Raw genomic sequence first — 18,881 nt, 5'->3', positions numbered from 1 at the left:
GAGCTTACCAATTCAGTTCACGGGCTTTTGCTGTTTCTTGATAATGATGGGTTCGATCTAATCCTGCCCAATTTTGTTGCCGTAAAGCCTCATAGATGACAATGGCTGCTGTATTAGAAAGATTTAGCGAGCGCACATGTTGATCGTTCATCGGTAAGCGTAAGCAGTGTTCTTTATGGGCTTCCATTAATTCAATGGGTAAACCGGTCGTCTCTTTGCCAAACAAGAAGAATTGTTCTCCCTGAGAATTCTCGGCTAAATTCGCATCCGATACAATCTGGGGAGCAAATTTACTAATCAGATATAAAGGCCGTTGACCAACGTAATCTAAGAATGCTTGCAAATCCTGATGTTCAATAATTTCAACATGATGCCAATAATCCAAGCCGGCTCGTTTTAGCATGCGATCATCCGTTGAAAAACCTAAAGGATGAATCAGATGAAGTGCAGTATTAGTCGCTGCGCAAGTCCGGGAAATGTTCCCCGTATTAGCGGGCATCAAAGGTTGATATAGAGCAATATGATTCTTCATGATAAGTCATCACGCTTTCTATGGGTCGTTCTTGCAGGGCGTTTTTGTTTCAAATGTTGGATAGCCTGATCAAATTCAGTAAGGGCTGCAGAATCAGTCTCGCTATCAGCTTGGGCAATCACTGCTTCTAATAGCACAGGATTATAGAATTTCTCGATTTGACTCAAGGCCCAGGCTGCTATCGCGCGAATATCGGGCCGAGGATCATCTTCCATCACTCGAATTAATTCTGGCATGGCAGATTTATCGCCCATGTTAGCTAGGGCAATAATGGCATTGCGTTGAATCGGCTTCTTACCTCGCCAGGAGCCAGCCAAATGACCAAACTGAGCTTTAAACTCACGATTTGACAAAGTCAACAAGGGTTTTAATTGGGGTTGAACTTGATCGACAATCGGCTCCATTTCTTCATGAAGATGATAATCGATCCCCTGATTATAGGGACATACCAGTTGACAAATATCACAACCATAGATCACCGAACTTATCTTACGTCGATAGTCTTCCGGCATGATCGATTTAGTCTGGGTCTGATAAGACAAGCATTTCTGTGCATTCATCCTGCCATCACCCAACAGAGCTTGCGTTGGACAGGCACGAATACAACGGAAACATTGCCCGCAATCATAAGCTACTTCGGTATCGGGTTCAAAATTTATGTTTGTAATCATCTCACCTAAATAGAGCCATGAACCAAATTCCTTGCTAATCAGCAAACCATTACGCCCTATGAAGCCTAGACCCGCTCGCGCCGCTACCGCGACATCAATCAAGGCCCCAGTATCTACCATCATTTCGGTTTGGGCTTGGGGACATAATTCCTTAAGAAATTGATCTAATTGTTGTAACTTATTCCGCAGTACATGGTGATAATCTAGCCCCCAAGACGCACGGGCAAATTGTCCGCGCTTATTCAGTTTGTCCTTGGGAACTTCTTGACGTATTCGACTTGGATAAGCCAGACCAATCGAGATGATCGATTGAGCCCCGGGCAATATTCGATCGGGATAAAGTCGTTCTTCAATAATGGGATGTTCAAAGCCTGTGGTATGTCCCTTGGCTTTCTGTTCTATTAAAGATTCACGCAAATCGTCGAAGGGCTGGCTCGAAGCAAAGCCAATTTTGTCGATGCCAATGGATTTGGCGTAAGCAATCACTTTATCTTTTATGCTTTGGCGATCCATTGATGCCCTCCCATCTATATCCATTCATCAAAAAAAGAGGTGGCCTCTTTAGCTACCTCTTGATGCTTTGAATAATTATTCTTCAGTCTCTTCTTCAGTTTCACCGATAACTTCAGGTTCAGCAGCTTCTTCTTCGGTTTCAGTTTCTTCAACTTCTTGAGGAGCAGATACAGTGACAATGGTTTGTTCTGAGTCATCAAGCAATTCAACATCTGCAGGAACATCAATATCAGCAATCGTTAAGGTAGACCCAATTTCAAGACCCGTAACATCCACTTCAAATGATTGAGGAATCGCATCTGGTTTAGATTCTACAAGCACGGTATTCATAACCAATTCAACAATACCCACCTTAACGGTTTCAACATTTAATAGTACAATTGGTACTTCAACCTCAAGTTTTTGATCAGCAGAGATTGCTTCTAAGTCGACAGAATAAATTTCATCTTTTAAGGCTGCTTTTTGGAAATCTTTAATCCAAACTTTTTGAGTTTTGCCATCATAATCTAAATCGAAAACCGCGTTCGTTCCTTCCTTCTTCAGAAGAGCTACAAATTCGCGTTTATCAATTAATAAAGAGCTGGCTTCGCCTTCTTTACCATATAAAGATACTGGGATTTGTCCTTCACGGCGTGCTTTTTTAGCTGAGGACGATCCTGTTTCATTTCTTAGGACTGCTTTTAAATTCATGAATACGTTTCTCCTTTATTCTAAAATTTTCACCCAAAAACATGGGCATTTTAGCACATACATTATAGTATCAAAAATAAAAGTAAATTGCTAGAATAAATTGCCATTATTTTGTAAAATAGAGTAATTCTTAGAGAGGAGGCCTTATGAAGAATATTTTTCACTTATTGAAACCTTTTGACTATATTTTCATCCTCTTAGCCTTAATGCTTTCTTTTCTCCCTAACCTAATTACTGGCCTACAATTTCAGCAGGGATCTGATACAGAAACTTTAGTGGCCATCGTCAAGATTAAGGGAGAAGAAGTTGATCGCTTTACCCTAGGGCCGGGACAAGCAGCAGAAAAAACTTACCATCCTAATCCGGGTCAATACAATATCATCCAAGTCGAGGATCATAAAATACGGATTAAGGAAGATAATAGTCCAGACCAGGTGGGTGTATTGACCGGTTGGATTTCTAAACCTGGACAAACAGCGATCTGTCTCCCCCACCAATTGATTATCGAAGTTTTAGGACCCCAAGAAGAAGACGAGCTGATTCTGCCTCTCTAGCTAGGTAGGGAAGCTCGTTTTTTATTAGGAGCGATAAGCAAAGATCTCCTAAAGAAACGTTAAAATTAAAGCTAAACCTACCGACAGCGAATATACCAAGGAGAACAAGACAAAAGATTTAATGGACTCCACAAAAGTTTGATCCTTAATTTGTTGCTGGCGAAATCGTTGCAAGCTACGATAATGCGGCCAGATAAAAATGAGGAAGATGAGACTCCAAGTCGGTAATAGACCTGACAAAGCATAAATCATTAGGAATAACCAAGGTAGACCACTTAAGACACTGTATAAAACGAGTGCCCACTTTTTGCCGATATAATGGACTAAGGTAAATCGTTGATTCAAGCGGTCAGTAGCTAAGTCACATATATTATTGGCCAACATAATATTAGCGATTAGGCAGACAAAAGGCAGGGCCAACCAGACAATCCGCAGACATTCTTGCCAATAAACATTTATTTGAATGAAATGACTCGACCACGTGGTTGATAAAATAATTGAATAGTTATTAACAAAAATTGCTAAAAAGAAGATACCTAGTCCCATGGTCAAACCCGATAAGATTTCACCCAAGGGTAGACGCGAGGTCGGCAAAGGCCCAAAGGTGTAAGTAATACCGATTATGTAGAAGATGGATCCAATTAACAGGAGGATTGGGTCGGTTAACCAGACGAGATGAATCGAAAAAACAAAGGCAATGGATAAAATGGCTAGTAATAAAAAAATAATAAAATTAATATCTAAGTGGTGGCGACCAATCACGTTCTCTTTATATTTATACTCTTGATCGACAGCCTTGAGATAATCCATGGTGTTATTAATCGCTGTCGTAGCCATATCAAAAAAACTGGCAGCAATAAAGAAGACCAGACTATTAATCCAGTTAAAATGCCGATAATGGTAGGCTGACCAAAGAAAACCAACAAGCATTGGGAAAAAACTAGCTAATTTGGTCTTAATCTCGACGAATTCCAAGAACTGCGATAGATTTATGTAACTATGCTTCTTTGACTCATTCATTGACAATATGATACTCCTTATTGGTTAGCTGGAAACTTTCCTTTAATCCATCGGATAAGTGAACACCCTTATCTTTATCAATATAAACCACTTCATAACCATCGAGCCGATTGATCAAGTCTAAACCTTGATCAATTCCTAATAAGAATAAGGCGGTCGAATAAGCATCGCCATCGAAAGATGTAGGTGCGAATACTGTAACACCAGAAATATTATTATCTAAAGGATAACCTGTATTAGGATCCATGATATGATGATATTTCTTGCCATCCTGTTCTAGATAACGCTCATAAATTCCTGAGGTCACGATGGCTCCCTCCTGAACTCGTTGACTACCGACGATAGCTCCACGTACTTTATCTGGATCTTGTACGCCGACATTCCAGCCTGCTTGATTGGCAGGATTTTGGCCCATGACAATCACGTTTCCGCCTAAATTAATGATGGCTGTGCTAATCCCATGCTCTTTAAGGATGTCTGCTACTCCTGAGCCAATAAAACCTTTGGAAATCCCACCTAATTCCAAAGCCATTCCTGCTTCTTCAAGTTTGACAGTTTGGGCTTGGTCATCGAGTGTAATCTTATGGTAGTCAATCTTAGTGAGGGCTGTTTGGATTTCTTGATCGCTTGGAACTCGGGCTTGATCTGATCCGATTTGCCACAAATTGGTCAAGGCTCCAATCGATATATCGAACAGTCCCTGACTTTGTTCCGCCACATCAATGGCTCTTTGAATGACCTCGAACGTTTCAGGATGAACTTTTACCGCCTCTTTCCCGGCAGCTTGATTTATTTTATAGACATCTGAACCTGAAAGATTGGTCGAAAATAATTGTTCCATTTCTTTCATATAATTAAAGGCTTGCTCCATGGCTGCTTCTTGATTTGGATGGTAAATTTGTAATGTCACAGCAGTATGGAGCAAGGTTTCCGATCGAGTCAGCGGATCCTTAATCACTTCTAAACCAGTTTGATCGGTCATTACACTGGCGGTAGTGACAACATCCGCTGGGTTATCTGATTTTTTCTGACTTTGTGTTTGGTCTTGGCTTTGACTACATGCCGTTAAGATCAAGACCAGTAGCATTAAAAGAGTTTTTTTCATATTTTCACCTATTTTACAAATTACAAAAAGCCGATCCACCTTAACAAAAATGTTAAAATGGTTCGGCCCAATATGTATCCTACATTAGATACAATTAGTTGCTAGATTCTTCTGAACTTTCTTCGGAAGATTCTTTTTCTGTAGTGCTTTCTTCAGATTTATCAGTATCTTCTGATTCAGATGATTCAGAGTCAGAGCTAGATTCATCCTCACTATCTTTGCTATCTTTCATTTGTGATTCTTTAATTAATTGTTTAGCTAGGTTCATAAATTCTTCAGAAGTTGAAGTAGCTCCAGAAACCACATCTACTTCTTCGACTTTTTGTTTCTCAACAAGGGCTGCAGATAATTCTTCCATCGCTTCAGCGGCTGAAACGCCAGTCTTATCTTTCATATTCTTGTTATATTCTTCATCTTCTGATTTTAATTTACCTTCGGCATTTTCATAATCATAAGTAACTTCAGTAATCTTACCATCTTTGACTACCATGGTCATCATCGGGCTCCAACCATGTTCATCAACTTCACCTTTAGCAGTAAACTCGCCGTCTTGTAAAGGTAGTTCATCCAAGTTAATTTCTTCGGTATTACCTTCTGCAGCTGCCTTCAAGAGCATTTGAGAAGAGAACTTGAATGTTTCAGAAGTGCTGGTAGCTCCACTTACTACATCAACATCTGCGCTTTGGTTATCAACTAAGGCAGCATTTAATGCTTCCATCGCTTCCGCACCAGAAACACCGGTCTTATCTTTCATATTCTTGTTGTATTCTTCATCTTCTGATTTTAATTTACCTTCAGCGTTAACATAGTCGAATTTAGATTCAGTAACTTTACCATCTTTAACAACGATAGTATGTTCAACTGACCAACCATGTTCATCTTCATTTGAGACAGCCTTATATTCTCCATCTTGAAGTTCTGCATCCATTGCCACCGCACCGGCTGCTTCTTTAGATTCTTCAGATTCGTCCATGCTTTCTTCAGATTCATCTTTAGATTCTTCAGATTCGTCCATGCTTTCTTCAGATTCATCTTTAGATTCTTCGGATTCGTCCATGCTTTCTTCAGATTCATCTTTAGATTCTTCGGATTCATCCATGCTTTCTTCAGATTCATCTTTAGATTCTTCGGATTCATCCATGCTTTCTTCGGATTCATCTTTAGATTCTTCGGATTCTTCAGATTCTGAAGCTGCCCGAGTTTCTTCTACAGAAGTTTCAGTTTCTTCCATCGTGGTATCTTTCACAACTGCAGCTGAACTTTCTTCAGCAACGGTGGTTTCTTCTTTTTGTGTGTTATCTGCACACGCTGACAATAAGAGAACAGAGCTTAAAAGTAGCGAACCTTTTAGTAACGATTTTGATATTTTCATATAATACCTCCTATTATCCCAATTTTCGCAAATTTGGTTAATATTAGTCTAATCGATTTCATAAATTTTGTCTAGAAAAAAGAATTTAACGAACTATTTCTGCCGCTGGCTCAATCCAGCAATAATTTCTTCTACTTGTTGAATATAGACCGTCTGGCCAGGTAATTTAGCTAATTTTTGTTGAATGCGGTCCTGATAGCGCTCGACTAGCTTAATAGTTGCCTCGATTCCTCCCGCCGCTATGACTTGTTGGTAAATCATTTCACAATCTTGGTCTGACAATGAATCTTTCTGACTAATCTGCTCGAGTAGACGTGGATATTTCTGCAAGCTGTACAAAATCGGAGCCGAATAAATGCCATTGCGAATATCTTGTAATCGGGGTTTACCCGACAACTGACTATCACTTCTGTAATCAATCAAATCATCGGTTAACTGAAAAAACATGCCAATATCTTCTCCAACATAAAAAGCTCTTTTATTAATTCTCTTTGTCGCCCGACTCTGATAGTAACCAGCATAGGTTGATAAAGCAAAAAGGAGGGCCGTTTTACCTCGAATTTGCTTTAAATAATGAGGAAAAGTCATTTGAGGATTATATTGATTAGTCAATTGTAGTAACTCTCCCTCTAGAATACTTTCCCCAGCCCAGTTAAAAGAAACCTCACTTTGGCGGTCAAAAGAAGTTTTAGCTACTAGATGCGCGGCTGTGACTAGCAAATAATCTCCTGCGTATATGGCAATTCGATTGGAATGGCTTTGTTGAATCGCTTCAATATTCCGTCTTAAAGGAGAATGGTCAATTACATCATCATGAATTAATGTAGCCAGGTGGAAAGTTTCAATAGCCGCAGCCAAATAAAGCTTGTCTTCAGAAATTTTACCCTCTTTAATCAGAGAGAATAACAAACACAAGCCTGCACGAAGATACTTGCCAGGGGCATGAATATATTCCTCAATCTTCTGCTGAATGTCCTTTTGACTGATATTTATTTCAGTCAACATCATCTCCTTCACTAGGTTAAGATGCTGGTCGATTACAGGATAGGCTTGCCAGATAGAATTAGTCATGACTTTCTCTCCTTTCAAGATGAAAAAATGGCAAACGATTCGGATCGATTGCCATGATAATTTAAAATTTAACGAACGCTTTCTTGATAAATATGCTTAGATTGGCCAAACCACCATTGACTCAATCGATCTTGTAGCCAAGGCATGAGATAATGATCTAAACCGAAGGCATGGCCTGACCCAGCCATTAAAGCAATTGCGACTGGAATGAACCACATATTTACCCAGACAAACATACCTGATAGACAGAACATGACTACCAACACGACCGTCCCTGCACTGACTAACCAAGTAAAGAGACCAACGATTAAGAGAATTCCGATACCTAATTCAAGAACGGACATAAATTTCTGCATGAACATTGCCACATCATAGTTAGGAACAAAGAATTTCATCAAGGATTCAAACCAATGTGGCATCTTATCAAAAACAAGCATCGGTTCTTCACCGTAAGTATAATTTAGACTGAAAATTTGTTTAGCGGCTTCGGTGGTCGCTTCAACGGTTTCAGCCCCTGCCTCAGAAGCTGCTGAGGTGGTGTCTACCATTTTTACCCAATCAAATGGCATCATTAATTGATCACCAAACCAAGACTCGGCACCAAAAGCTCCAAACACTTTTTTCAAACCTTCAATCAACCACATGGAGCCATAGAAAACACGTAACAATAGTAACCAAGCCATATTTCCTTGCGTAGACAGATGCCCTTTAAAGATATTTCGCCGATTCTTTACATGGAGAATTTCGTGAAGGATATACATCCAAGCATAATACCAAGAACCAATCGATAAGAAATATTTAATATTCGCTGCATGTTTAACGGCCATGGCAATGAAACCTTGCACTGAGTACTTGTCATAAAGGCGAGCTACCCCATAGACCGAACCGATCGATACCATATTTCCATCATATTTACCTTTGAAGACTTCTTTATCTCCACCAGAAATTTCAGCAATAATGCTCTTAGCCGCAATGTCCCCAGTCTGTTCAGCAGCTTGGACGATTTGTGGCATCAATTTCCCATCATTCGCTGGATCTTCATAATATACCATATCACCGGCGATATAGACATTATTTAGACCCTCTGCTTTCATATACTCATCAACGACAATACGTCCAGCACGAGCTCGTTCAAAGCCCCAATCAGCGGCTTCTTGGTTTGCTTGAACACCAGCGGTCCAAATCGTGGTATAAGTAGGAATCTCTTTGCCTGAAGCAAGGATGACCTTATCTTCTTCAACAGCAACAATCCCATCCCCTAAAGAGACTTGAACGCCATTCTTTTCCATAAAGCGCATGGCCCGAGTTTGTTCAGCTTCTGTCACTGTATTCAGAATCCCCGGTGCCGCTTCAACTAAATGATAAGAGATTTCTGCCGGATCAATTTTATGTTCTTTGGCCAGAATAGGTAACCATTCAAAAAGTTCACCAACCATTTCCACACCAGTAAAACCAGCACCACACACAAGGAAGGAAAGTAAGGCGCGTCGTTTATTTTCGTCATGTTCACGGGCCGCTGCATAAACCATATCAATAATATGTTCACGAACCCGTTCAGCAGCTTCAATCGACCAAAGAGTAAAACCGTGATCTTTGACTCCTTTTACGCCGAAATCATTGGCGTCACCACCAAATGCTAAGACTAAATAGTCATAAGGATAAGCACCATGTTCAGTAGTAATTTCTTGTTGTTCATGATCGATATGGGTCACTTTATCTGTGACAAGGTGAACATTTTTAAGACGGCCAAATAATTTCTTTAAATCATATTTAATTGCTTCTGGTTCAACCCGTCCACCAGCAACTTCATGCAACTCAGTCATATAAGTCAAGAAAGAATGGCGGTCAATTAAAGTTATATGTATGTCTGGATCTTTTTTATACTTCTTCGCTAGTCTTCGTGTCGCTGCAACGCCGGCAAAGCCCGCTCCAACGACCACAATATTCTTCTTCAATTTACTCACTCCCTATTTCATAACTTGTTAAATTATACACGAGAATTTTTCTAACAACAATATATTTCGAAACAAAAACAATTGTAGAAAAAGAAGAAAAACATTATACTATGGCTTATAGCTATCTATAAGGAGGAGAAGATGAAAGTCCGTAGTAAATATAGCATTCTAATATATATTGCCACGCTCGCTGCTCAAGCCGTAATTATTGGATTAATTGAAAATTTTATTCCTTCGCCTTTTGTCTTTGCTCCGGGGGCAAAATTGGGCATGGCTAATTTAATCACCATTATTGCCATTTTTACATTACCTGTTAAATATAGTTTTCAAGTCCTGTCCATTCGCTTACTTTTGACCGCGTTATTGGGTGGAAATTTGTCGACCTTTATTTATTCTGCAGTTGGAGGCTATTTGTCTTATTTCCTGATGCTACTCATCCAGCGACTTGGACCTAAGCGTGTCAGTATCGTAGGAATTTCAGTCATGGGCGGTATGGCTCATAATTTTGGTCAATTATTGGTGGCCGCTTTCATGGCTAAGTCCTTCTCAGTCTTAAATTATCTCCCTATCCTCTCACTCAGCGGTATCTTATCTGGCTTTGCCGTTGGCATGATTGGCAATTTCCTACTAGAATCAGTCAGCAGTTTGCGCCTCTACCACCAAGAATATATCCAAACACTCCGACAAAAAACTTGGTTAAGCTAGACAACACTATTTAAATCTCATAAAAAAAGATCCGAATATTTAAAATGTCCGTCAGGACAAGCTAAATATTCGGATTTAATTATGTATGGTTCTTTCAAGAGGCATTTTACATTCATAGTCGAATATACATTAAAACTCTTAAAATAAATACAAAAAGCCCCAATAATACAATTGGAAAGTTTTCTTTAGCAAAGGCACGCCACTCTATTTTATTAATTAGGCTATGTTTGGATATATTTTCTATCTTAATTAATTGATAGACAAAGAATAAACACAATAAAATCAAGGGGAAATACCCCATTAAAACCATGATAATTACAATAGTCAATAAAAGAAAGATTAATCTAACCGCAGGTAATTCATGTTTTGAAAACCGATGGATATTTTTGTAAAGAATATAACCAGTAAAGAACATTAAAATAGTAAAGATAAGATTTATATTCAACAAGGGATTCGATTTAATTAAGTCTAGAACTGAGTTATTTTGTTGGCCTGCCATTAAGTTTAAATATAAATAAAATAGTACAGGTAAACTCATCATAAAATAGGAGACATATTTTAATGAACGATTGATTGTTTTAATTTTCATGACAATTCCTCATTATCCGATTGATTTTTATAAGCTAAGATAATTAAATCCGTTAAATAATGAATAGGCAAGAATGATACATAGGTATCCATTTCGCTAGCAAAGACTTGACTTTGATAATATAAATTAAAATCACTTAAATCTGACAGAACACTTTGACCAAGTTGAGAAACTCCGACGATTCTTACCTGTTTTTGTTTGAACAAAGCTACCTGACTTACAATATTATCAACATTTCCACTCAAAGAAAATATCATTAAGATGTCTTGAGCATTTGAATTATGCGAGTAATAGCTCAACTCAGTGGGAGCTTCTATCTCTATTACTATTTTTTTCAAAGGTAGCATCTTACGGATAAAGTCTTTGATCACAAGTCTTTGACCCATACCTGTTCCATAACAAAAAATTATATTAGCTTCTTCAAGCCAAGAAATTAATTTACGTGAATCTGCTTGATTGAACAACTTTTTAGTCGAATAAAAATCTTCAAAAATATAATCTGGATCAGAAATTTGTGCATGTTTTTCTTCATTCTCGTTATTGCTTAAGAAGTAGCGAAACTCACTATATCCATCGAATCCAATTTTTTGGCAAAATCGAGAAATTGAAGAAGTTGAAATATGTATGCTTTCTGAGAGATCAGAGATGGACATATTAGCTATTTCTTGAGGCCGATCCAAAATATATTGAAATAGATATTTTTCATTACTGGTTAATTGTTGATAATACTTAGTAAAAAGCGCTTTTAGCTTTAACATTATAGATCCTCCGTCATACTAAAAAGATGTGACAAAGTTTGTCACATCTTATTATATCACAGATCTGATCTATTTTAATTCTGGCCAGAAATCTTTGTTTGCTTCAATTAAATCATCTAAGATTTGTTTAGCAATGCGAGCGTTTGGAACTGTTTTAGATAGAGTAATCGCTTGCCATAATTTTTGATAAGAACCCTCTTCCCATGCCTCAACTACTAATTTTTCAACCGCTACTTGTTGTTCCATCATTCCTTTTTGGAATCTAGGAATTTCTCCCATAACTAGTGGTTCAGGACCATTAGAGGTCACAATACATGGAATCTCCACCATAGCAGTTGAATCAAAATTATTTATTGAACCATTATTTGGAACAATTAGCAACATGCGTTCTCTTGTATTATATGCAATCGCTCGAGCTAAGTCGACAATATATGAAGCATGATCGTCTGCTTCGAGATTTTGTCCCTTTGCAGTTCCGGCTTTTACGACTTTATTACACTCTTGAAAGACTATTTTTTCCCGATGATCCATAACTTCATTAGCACGAGTATAGTTTGGATCAGCAATCTCTACTTCATCTTGAGAGAATAAATAATATTTAAGGTAAGTATTTGGTAGAGTAGTCGGGTCCAATGCTTGGACATCCTTTGCCTTTCCAAAAGTATGCATCCAACTCTCTTCTACATTTTCATTACCGTGATTACTTATTTCAGAAGGGGTAATATATCCATATTGTGAGACATGTTCAATTAATTTTGGCATTAAGTCATTGCCATCGTGGTCGCGAATGTCTGTCCACCAGCCATAATGATTCAATCCATAATAACGAACAACAAAATCTTTTCGAGAATCAAGTCCAAGAATTTCAGCCATCCGATGTTCAATTCCTACTGGCATATCACAAATATTAATGATTTTGCTATTAGGTTTAAGTTTGCGAGTTGCTTCTGCAACAATTGCTGCTGGATTTGAGTAATTTAACATCCATGCATTTGGTGAATATTTTTCCATATAATCTATTAATTCCAATACGCCACCAATCGAACGCATTCCATAAGCAATGCCTCCAGGTCCACAAGTTTCTTGTCCAATTACACCGTATTTCAATGGAATTTTTTCATCTTTTTCACGCATTGCATATAACCCTACACGAATATGAGCCATTACAAAATCAACATCCGTAAAAGCTGTTTCAGGATCCGTTGTATATGCAAATTTAATTTGTGGGGCACGTTCTTTAATTAAAATCTCACAAGCCTTTGCAACTTTTTCTTGTCGTTCTTCGTTATTGTCATAGAATTTTATTTGACGAATTGGAAAAGTATCAAGATTATCCAATAACATTAATACAATCCCAGGGGTAAATGTTGACCCACCACCAGCGACCAAAATTGATTGTTCCTTTAGTTTTTGCATAATATCTCTCCTTCTATTGTTTTAATAATTTTTCAAATTCTTCTCTAACTTGCGGTACACTTAAACCAACAATAATCTGGAATGCTTTTCCTTTTCGAACTACTCCGTGGGCACCACCTAATTTAAACTCTTGGTCATCGCCAACTAGCGAAACATCCTTTACACTGACTCTTAGGCGAGTAGCACAGTTAGTTACTTCTTCAATATTTGTTCGTCCTCCAAAGGCTGCTAAATAAATTTCAGCAGATTGGCGGTATTGATCAGCATCAGAAATTTTAAGATTTTCTCCCGCTTTTTTCGCTTTATATTCTTGTTTAGAATAAAGTTTGACTCCCGCATTTACTTCTCGACCAGGCGTCTTGTAGTCTTTCTTAAGAATTACAAATTTAAAGACATAGAAGTAAATAACGCTATAGATAAAACCTATAATAAATAATTTAATCACCGAATCAAGATGATTAATGGACATTGGAATAATAAATTTAGACAATATTGCAATAAAACCACTACCTATATCTCCTACAACACCAAATAAATATAAAGTTGACGCAAAAGTTGCAGCTAACAGGGAGTGCAATAAAAACAATGGTGGAGCAATAAACAAGAATGTGAATTCAAATGGTTCAGTGATTCCTGCTAACATTGCTGTAATTGCTGTTGGTACGATTAAAGACAATGTTTCTTTTTTCTTCTCAGGCAAAGCTGTCGCGTAAAACGCAGCACCAATGCCAATTGGAGCAAAAAATTTCGACATATTGTGTAAACCAAAGCCACCATAAGGGAATTGCTCAATTAAAGGAGCAGGATTACTTGCTAAAGCATTAAGCTGTTGTAACCATCCTTGTTCGATTCCACCAGCAATAGCTGCGGGACCATAAATAAATGGTTGATAAATAAAGTGATGTAATCCAGTAGGAATTAAAATTCTTTCCAAAAAGACATATATCCAAACCCCAAATACACCAGAATTTAGCATGAGTCCTTGAAGAGTACTAATACCTCCTTGAACGATTGGCCAAATTGAAGCTGTAGCAAAAGCCAAAGGTAACATGAAGAAAAAACCAATAATTGCAACTAAAGAAGATCCTTGGAATATTCCTAACCAATCTGGTAATTTCTTTTCAAAATAACGATTGTGTATCCAAACTACAATAGCTGCAACAATAATTGCCCCAATAATATTAGTATCAAGGGTCTTTACTCCAGCAATCATTTTTAAGCCTGAAGTGCCGCCAACTTCTTGTGTAAAATCAACATTGAAGTTTTGGCCCCATATTTCCAATATCTTACTTACAAAATTGTTAAAGGTTGTATATACAACAAAAGATTCTAAAGCAGCTCTAGCATTTGCTTTATCTGCTAGACCAATTGGAATACCAATCACAAATAACAATTCGATATGGTTAAATACTGTCCAGCCACCTGTTTCGATAATCGACCAAATATTTTTCCAGAAAGTCCCATCACTTGCAAAACTACCAAAAACTAACTCACTTTGACATAAAATGGCGAGAGATAGAATAATGCCTGAATAGGCAAATAATAATACTGGTGTAAACATTGCGCCACCAAAGCGCTGAAGTTTTTCCATCAATATGATAACCCCCTTTTTAACTTATTAACTCCTTTCCATTTTTTTCTTCCATAAATTTATTATAGTGGTCATTTTTTTATATGTAAGGGATTTCAAGGATTTAGAAAGCGTATCCAAATAATAGTTATTTGCCCAGGAATTGGGAAGGTTCCCAATACGATTGTTTTAGAAATTTAATCACTAAAAAAGATCCGAGAACTCGTCAAAGTTCTCGGATCTGTATATTCATGAGTTTTATATCAATAGCCTGACTCACAATTATTCAGCTGCTGTTTCACTTTCTTCAGCTGCTTGACTTTCCTGATTAGCTTCTGCATCATCGGCTGCTGTTTCCTCTTGATTCTCTTCACTTGAAGCAGGTTCATCTTGTTTACCATTGACTAAATCTTCGACAGCATTTTTCAAATCTTCATCTTTAATTTCGTAGCCAGTATTCTTAATCAAATTGCCCACAATGCCATATGCAAAGTTGGTGTCGGCTAATTTCTTTTGAACAAGTTGGTCTTCAACTTCTTTACGGATTTCATCTAGTGGTTTCTTCTCACCATTATTAATTACCTTGATAACATGATAGCCATACTCAGACTTAACCGGTTCTTGAGTGACTTCGCCATTTTTCATCGATTTAACAGCTTCTTCAAATTCGGGTACCATTTGGCCGCTAGTAAATGGACTTAAGAGACCACCGTTTTGAGCAGTTGAATCTTTAGATAATTCTTGAGCCAGCGCATCGAATTCTTCTCCATCATTCAATCGTTGGATCACATTTTGAGCTTCTTCTTCGGTATCCACCAAAATATGTTGGGCTTCCATTAATGGAGAGTATTCTTCTTCGTAGAATTTCTTAACCGCTTCATCAGAGAGGTCAATTTCTTTCTTGACCACTTCTTCGAACATTTTACTTACAAACATTTGATAGGTAAATTCTTCGACACTACCCAATTGTTGATAATTTAATAGTTCTTGGAAGACGTCTTCGCCTCCTGCTGAATCGATTTGTTTTTGAACTTCTTCTTCAGCTGATTTTTTTAATGCGTCAGCATCTTTTACATTTTGCATTAAGACTTGCTCTAGAATTAACGTTCTTAACGTCACTTCTCCAGAAACATTCTTCATGGCCTCATATAGGTCATCTTTGGTAATTGTTTTCTCCCCAATTGTTGCGATCACATCATCTTGGGCTTTAATCACCATTGGACTGACTGCTAATGAGGCTGCAGCTAAGACAGCAAACGCTGAGGTTAAGATTGATTTCTTCATCTAATACATGCTCCATTCTAAATGATAGTAATAATATATTCTGAGCCCATTATACTATATTTGCAGCAACTTAGGCTAAAATGGGCCAGATTTATATAAATAGTCTAATTAACTTCAAGATTTTCCTTGATTTCATTTTGCAGATTTTGCACTCGATCTTGAATGCGTTGAATTCGCGGTTCAGTTTCTCGGGTAAATTGGTTCACTGCGTATTGGATTTCATCTTGAGCTTCTTTGAGGTTACCTAATCCTTCTTGGCTTAAGCGCTGAATCGCATGGCTCAAATTATCAACTTTATAACGCACATCATTGACATCAGCTGTGGTTTGATCTAAATATTCTTTAAGATATCGACGAGTTTCTTGACCACTTCTTGGGGCATTCAATAAACCAGCAAGCCCACCAAACAAAGCTCCCCAAAACAATCCTTGACTAAATTTCTTCATCGCCATCCTCCTTTAGTTTTATTGCTTGTCCAATCTTTTCTGCTCGTTGCTTGAATTCAGCCTGACTATATTTATCTTGATTATTAGTGAAAGTCATCGCGAAGCCATCTTCCTCACTGTAACGGGGTAACAAATGGATGTGTGAGTGAAAGACAGATTGATAAGCTAGTGGCCCATTGTTCATAGCAATATTCATACCTTGTGCTTCGGGAAAAGCTTCTTTAATTGCTTTAGCAATCCGGGGCACACGACGAAAGACTTCGGCGGCTAAATCATCTTCATAATCGAAGATATCTTGTCGATGATCTTTTGGAATGACTAAGGTATGACCAGGAGTAACCTGACTCAAATCTAAGAAGGCAAAGACCCATTCATCCTCATAAACTTTGGCGGCTGGGATCTCACCTTTAATAATTTTACAAAAAATGCAATCTTCCATAAAGACTCTCCTTTACCAAGCATATTTTCCATAGTTACAGAATAACATAAATTACAGAAAAGTTCTTAAAATACGGGCTCATTAGATTCATAAAAAAGTCATAATTTATTCAAAATAATGTTTTTTAACGAAGTATATTTCATTATTATTTCCAGAATCTCTCACGCTTAAAGTATTTCTAATATGATATAATATTGCTGATAAGAGAGGAGGAGCCATGTGAAAACTATCGTAAAATATTTACTCGTCGGACTATGTCTACTGACCCTATTCAGCTTGAGTTCGACCAGGACCGTCGTCCATGGCCAAGATTGGTCCCAAGAAACTGAAAGTAGTGAATCACTTGATTCTTCTGTTGAAGAATCAGATTTGACGACTGAAGATAGCAAGGACGAAACGACAACGGCGAGCACAAACACCGCCATTTCTTTGGACTTTCGCCGCTATATGCCTTTTGCTAAATTTGTAAATTATCAGTATCAAGGCGACGGCTCAGTATTTGAAGTTCAGGACATTATTATGGAGTATATGCCAGATAATCAAGGAACATTCCAAATTACTGCCTTTACCGGAGATTCAGCCACAGCTTATGTATATCAGATTCGCGATAATGGTCTATTCGAGTTAGCTTGCTTTGAAAATTATAACGTGGTGGAAGATTTACGGTACTCACCAGAAGCGACTGATGGCGCTGAGTCTTTGATTCTCCCCAGCAATTTAGCAGTAGGAACAAGCTACCAATCAGGTTATAATAATGAGAATAAACGTACCGTGTCTGATTTATTCAATCAATTTTCATTTGGCGGCTATACTTTTGAAAATGTCATCAAAGTCGTTGAAGCGCAAGGTTCTGGTCAATTTAATTATTATTTTGCTCCAGATTATGGGTTAATATTAGTTGAACGGGTCAATAATAATAATGCTCAACAAATTATTCAACTGATTTCAACTCAAGGAAATGTGATTGAATAAGACACGTCAGTAATAGATCTAGCGAGGAGGATTCCATTGAAGAAATTTGCCCTGCTTCTTTGTTGTTGTGGATTGATTGGCCTACAGGATATTTCTGTGTGGGCCCAAGATGACATCCCTAGTGAAACAACCAGTGAGAAAGAACCCGGATTTGAAGAAAAAGAAACCTCAACCAAGCAAGTAGTGGGCGAGGAAACTATCCCTTTTGCTAGTCAAAGAAGAAAGAACCCAAATCTAGCTCCAGGCGAGGAAATCATCGTCCAAGAAGGTATTCCGGGTATCCGGAAAGTTTTATATACTTATGAAACTTCGTTAGCTGGCGACAAACTCATCCGAACAGACTTCTTAGAAGTGATTCAAGAACCTGTCGATCAGATAATCGAATTTGGTCCAGAAGCTGCTGGCAGCAATGAAAGTGAAGCAACATCAGAATCTTCAGCCGAAAGCTCTAATAATGAAGCAAGTGCGACAACGACTGAAGCGACTCAAATTAGCCAAAAACCTTCAACAGAAGAAACGAGTCAATCAATTAAACAAGGTAGCCGTGATAATCATCAAGCCAGTCAAGCTTTCATTTCTACTAGTAAGGCGACCAAGAAAAAAGCTAACAAAACAGCTTCAAGTTCTAACAAGAAAAGCAGTCGACTGCCCGATGCTGGCGAAAGTCATCCTTTAACTACCCTTGCTTTAGGACTAATGTTTATAGCCACCATACTTTTTCTCTTTCATAGAAGAGAAACGGTTAAAGAAAAAAATTAATACTTGAGCATTATTCCTATTATTGACATATATTAAAATAATGACTGATTTTTTATTTAATTTGACAAAAGGTCTTGAAATTCATATGAAAGACAGGTAAAATAGAATAATCAGGTCTCCGTAGTGTAATGGATATCACACAAGATTCCGGTTCTTGTAATGGGGGTTCGACTCCCTCCGGAGATATAAGTAACTTTTATTTCATAGCAAAACATCCGATAAAGCTTGATAAAATAAAGTTTTATTTAAATTTGGTTTAATTTGAAATCACGTAAAATTTAACCTCCTACGGACGAATGGAAAGGACTAGCCTATGCTAGTCTATTTTTTTTGCGTGAATTTCGTTTTTTTATTTCGTTTCCTTGTATGTAAGACAAAATAAAAACACCTAATCGTTAGATTAAGTGTTATAGAGTGGCCCCCCCGAAAGATGGATATTTTCATCCATCTTTCGGGGGGC

General features: G+C 37.8%; 19 protein-coding genes and 1 tRNA gene. 5 read left to right on the top strand and 15 right to left on the bottom strand.

What is annotated here, in order from left to right; all coding sequences use genetic code 11:
• Positions 1 to 4: 4 nt before the first annotated feature.
• From BMX34_RS05990 to BMX34_RS05980, 3 genes are all read right to left on the bottom strand, one after another.
• On the bottom strand, positions 5 to 532 hold the full coding sequence (locus BMX34_RS05990) for a tRNA (cytidine(34)-2'-O)-methyltransferase (protein ID WP_092571869.1): 528 nt from the start codon (positions 530 to 532) through the stop codon (positions 5 to 7).
• A complete protein-coding gene (gene queG / locus BMX34_RS05985; RefSeq protein WP_092571866.1) occupies positions 529 to 1,716 on the bottom strand; it encodes a tRNA epoxyqueuosine(34) reductase QueG in 1,188 nt (395 codons plus the stop codon). The genes BMX34_RS05990 and queG overlap by 4 nt, the downstream gene beginning before the upstream one ends.
• A gap of 75 nt (positions 1,717 to 1,791) precedes the next feature.
• A complete protein-coding gene (locus BMX34_RS05980; RefSeq protein WP_092571863.1) occupies positions 1,792 to 2,406 on the bottom strand; it encodes a 50S ribosomal protein L25 in 615 nt (204 codons plus the stop codon).
• 146 nt (positions 2,407 to 2,552) lie between these two features.
• On the opposite strand from BMX34_RS05980, the gene BMX34_RS05975 reads away from it, so the two are divergent.
• Positions 2,553 to 2,960 carry a NusG domain II-containing protein gene (locus tag BMX34_RS05975; protein ID WP_092571861.1) on the top strand — a complete coding sequence of 136 codons (408 nt, stop codon included), beginning with the start codon at positions 2,553 to 2,555 and terminating at the stop codon, positions 2,958 to 2,960.
• Between the two features lie 48 nt (positions 2,961 to 3,008).
• On the opposite strand, the gene BMX34_RS05970 is transcribed toward BMX34_RS05975, so the two are convergent.
• The 5 genes from BMX34_RS05970 to BMX34_RS05950 all read right to left on the bottom strand — a co-directional run bounded on the left by BMX34_RS05970 (position 3,009) and on the right by BMX34_RS05950 (position 9,483).
• Positions 3,009 to 3,980: a 1,4-dihydroxy-2-naphthoate polyprenyltransferase gene (locus BMX34_RS05970; RefSeq protein ID WP_092571935.1), complete on the bottom strand. Its 972-nt coding sequence runs from the start codon at positions 3,978 to 3,980 to the stop codon at positions 3,009 to 3,011.
• Complete coding sequence (locus BMX34_RS05965) at positions 3,973 to 4,962, bottom strand: FAD:protein FMN transferase (protein WP_234971685.1); 990 nt, start codon at positions 4,960 to 4,962, stop codon at positions 3,973 to 3,975. Before BMX34_RS05965 ends, BMX34_RS05970 begins: the two co-directional genes overlap by 8 nt.
• A gap of 217 nt (positions 4,963 to 5,179) precedes the next feature.
• Complete coding sequence (locus BMX34_RS05960; RefSeq protein ID WP_092571856.1) at positions 5,180 to 6,457, bottom strand: FMN-binding protein; 1,278 nt, start codon at positions 6,455 to 6,457, stop codon at positions 5,180 to 5,182.
• Positions 6,458 to 6,550: 93 nt separating this feature from the next.
• Positions 6,551 to 7,528, bottom strand: coding sequence for a polyprenyl synthetase family protein (locus BMX34_RS05955; protein WP_092571855.1), 978 nt, complete (start codon positions 7,526 to 7,528; stop codon positions 6,551 to 6,553).
• 68 nt (positions 7,529 to 7,596) lie between these two features.
• Positions 7,597 to 9,483, bottom strand: coding sequence for an FAD-dependent oxidoreductase (locus tag BMX34_RS05950; protein WP_092571853.1), 1,887 nt, complete (start codon positions 9,481 to 9,483; stop codon positions 7,597 to 7,599).
• A 141-nt stretch (positions 9,484 to 9,624) separates the two neighbouring features.
• Between BMX34_RS05950 and BMX34_RS05945 the strand changes: the two genes are divergently transcribed.
• Positions 9,625 to 10,188, top strand: coding sequence for a Gx transporter family protein (locus BMX34_RS05945; protein ID WP_092571850.1), 564 nt, complete (start codon positions 9,625 to 9,627; stop codon positions 10,186 to 10,188).
• Between the two features lie 112 nt (positions 10,189 to 10,300).
• On the opposite strand, the gene BMX34_RS05940 is transcribed toward BMX34_RS05945, so the two are convergent.
• From BMX34_RS05940 to BMX34_RS05910, 7 genes are all read right to left on the bottom strand, one after another.
• Positions 10,301 to 10,777 carry a hypothetical protein gene (locus BMX34_RS05940; protein WP_092571847.1) on the bottom strand — a complete coding sequence of 159 codons (477 nt, stop codon included), beginning with the start codon at positions 10,775 to 10,777 and terminating at the stop codon, positions 10,301 to 10,303.
• Complete coding sequence (locus tag BMX34_RS05935) at positions 10,774 to 11,535, bottom strand: MurR/RpiR family transcriptional regulator (RefSeq protein ID WP_092571845.1); 762 nt, start codon at positions 11,533 to 11,535, stop codon at positions 10,774 to 10,776. Before BMX34_RS05935 ends, BMX34_RS05940 begins: the two co-directional genes overlap by 4 nt.
• Positions 11,536 to 11,604: 69 nt before the next feature.
• Complete coding sequence (locus BMX34_RS05930) at positions 11,605 to 12,951, bottom strand: 6-phospho-alpha-glucosidase (RefSeq protein ID WP_092571842.1); 1,347 nt, start codon at positions 12,949 to 12,951, stop codon at positions 11,605 to 11,607.
• 13 nt (positions 12,952 to 12,964) lie between these two features.
• Complete coding sequence (locus BMX34_RS05925) at positions 12,965 to 14,545, bottom strand: alpha-glucoside-specific PTS transporter subunit IIBC (protein ID WP_092571839.1); 1,581 nt, start codon at positions 14,543 to 14,545, stop codon at positions 12,965 to 12,967.
• Positions 14,546 to 14,803: 258 nt separating this feature from the next.
• Positions 14,804 to 15,805, bottom strand: a complete 1,002-nt coding sequence (locus BMX34_RS05920; RefSeq protein WP_092571837.1) for a peptidylprolyl isomerase — start codon at positions 15,803 to 15,805, stop codon at positions 14,804 to 14,806.
• A gap of 104 nt (positions 15,806 to 15,909) precedes the next feature.
• Positions 15,910 to 16,251 (bottom strand): YtxH domain-containing protein, encoded by a 342-nt coding sequence (locus BMX34_RS05915; RefSeq protein WP_092571835.1) that lies wholly within the window; start codon positions 16,249 to 16,251, stop codon positions 15,910 to 15,912.
• The gene (locus tag BMX34_RS05910) at positions 16,238 to 16,690 is read right to left on the bottom strand and encodes an HIT family protein (RefSeq protein WP_092571833.1); all 453 of its coding nucleotides are present in this window, start codon (positions 16,688 to 16,690) and stop codon (positions 16,238 to 16,240) included. The genes BMX34_RS05915 and BMX34_RS05910 overlap by 14 nt, the downstream gene beginning before the upstream one ends.
• 219 nt (positions 16,691 to 16,909) lie before the next feature.
• Here BMX34_RS05910 and BMX34_RS05905 point away from each other — a divergent pair, with 219 nt between their 5' ends.
• From BMX34_RS05905 to BMX34_RS05895, 3 genes are all read left to right on the top strand, one after another.
• Positions 16,910 to 17,662: a hypothetical protein gene (locus tag BMX34_RS05905; RefSeq protein ID WP_092571831.1), complete on the top strand. Its 753-nt coding sequence runs from the start codon at positions 16,910 to 16,912 to the stop codon at positions 17,660 to 17,662.
• 36 nt (positions 17,663 to 17,698) lie between these two features.
• Entirely contained in the window at positions 17,699 to 18,421 is a 723-nt protein-coding gene (locus BMX34_RS05900; RefSeq protein ID WP_159428866.1) for an LPXTG cell wall anchor domain-containing protein, read from the top strand.
• A gap of 114 nt (positions 18,422 to 18,535) precedes the next feature.
• A tRNA-Arg gene (locus tag BMX34_RS05895) sits at positions 18,536 to 18,607 on the top strand.
• The last annotated feature ends 274 nt before the right edge of the window (positions 18,608 to 18,881 follow it).

The organism is Ignavigranum ruoffiae (assembly GCF_900110675.1).
Taxonomy (GTDB): Bacteria; Bacillota; Bacilli; order Lactobacillales; family Aerococcaceae; genus Ignavigranum; species Ignavigranum ruoffiae.
The sequence above is the reverse complement of the archived record's forward strand: the minus strand, read 5'-3'. Positions and strand labels throughout refer to the sequence as shown.

What these genes read in the sequence shown, in the direction of transcription:
- BMX34_RS05990 (WP_092571869.1), bottom strand. Translation starts at nt 532, where the DNA reads ATGAAGAATCATATTGCTCTATATCAACCTTTGATGCCCGCTAATACG.
- queG (WP_092571866.1), bottom strand. Translation starts at nt 1,716, where the DNA reads ATGGATCGCCAAAGCATAAAAGATAAAGTGATTGCTTACGCCAAATCC.
- BMX34_RS05980 (WP_092571863.1), bottom strand. Translation starts at nt 2,406, where the DNA reads ATGAATTTAAAAGCAGTCCTAAGAAATGAAACAGGATCGTCCTCAGCT.
- BMX34_RS05975 (WP_092571861.1), top strand. Translation starts at nt 2,553, where the DNA reads ATGAAGAATATTTTTCACTTATTGAAACCTTTTGACTATATTTTCATC.
- BMX34_RS05970 (WP_092571935.1), bottom strand. Translation starts at nt 3,980, where the DNA reads ATGAATGAGTCAAAGAAGCATAGTTACATAAATCTATCGCAGTTCTTG.
- BMX34_RS05965 (WP_234971685.1), bottom strand. Translation starts at nt 4,962, where the DNA reads ATGACCGATCAAACTGGTTTAGAAGTGATTAAGGATCCGCTGACTCGA.
- BMX34_RS05960 (WP_092571856.1), bottom strand. Translation starts at nt 6,457, where the DNA reads ATGAAAATATCAAAATCGTTACTAAAAGGTTCGCTACTTTTAAGCTCT.
- BMX34_RS05955 (WP_092571855.1), bottom strand. Translation starts at nt 7,528, where the DNA reads ATGACTAATTCTATCTGGCAAGCCTATCCTGTAATCGACCAGCATCTT.
- BMX34_RS05945 (WP_092571850.1), top strand. Translation starts at nt 9,625, where the DNA reads ATGAAAGTCCGTAGTAAATATAGCATTCTAATATATATTGCCACGCTC.
- BMX34_RS05940 (WP_092571847.1), bottom strand. Translation starts at nt 10,777, where the DNA reads ATGAAAATTAAAACAATCAATCGTTCATTAAAATATGTCTCCTATTTT.
- BMX34_RS05935 (WP_092571845.1), bottom strand. Translation starts at nt 11,535, where the DNA reads ATGTTAAAGCTAAAAGCGCTTTTTACTAAGTATTATCAACAATTAACC.
- BMX34_RS05930 (WP_092571842.1), bottom strand. Translation starts at nt 12,951, where the DNA reads ATGCAAAAACTAAAGGAACAATCAATTTTGGTCGCTGGTGGTGGGTCA.
- BMX34_RS05920 (WP_092571837.1), bottom strand. Translation starts at nt 15,805, where the DNA reads ATGAAGAAATCAATCTTAACCTCAGCGTTTGCTGTCTTAGCTGCAGCC.
- BMX34_RS05915 (WP_092571835.1), bottom strand. Translation starts at nt 16,251, where the DNA reads ATGAAGAAATTTAGTCAAGGATTGTTTTGGGGAGCTTTGTTTGGTGGG.
- BMX34_RS05910 (WP_092571833.1), bottom strand. Translation starts at nt 16,690, where the DNA reads ATGGAAGATTGCATTTTTTGTAAAATTATTAAAGGTGAGATCCCAGCC.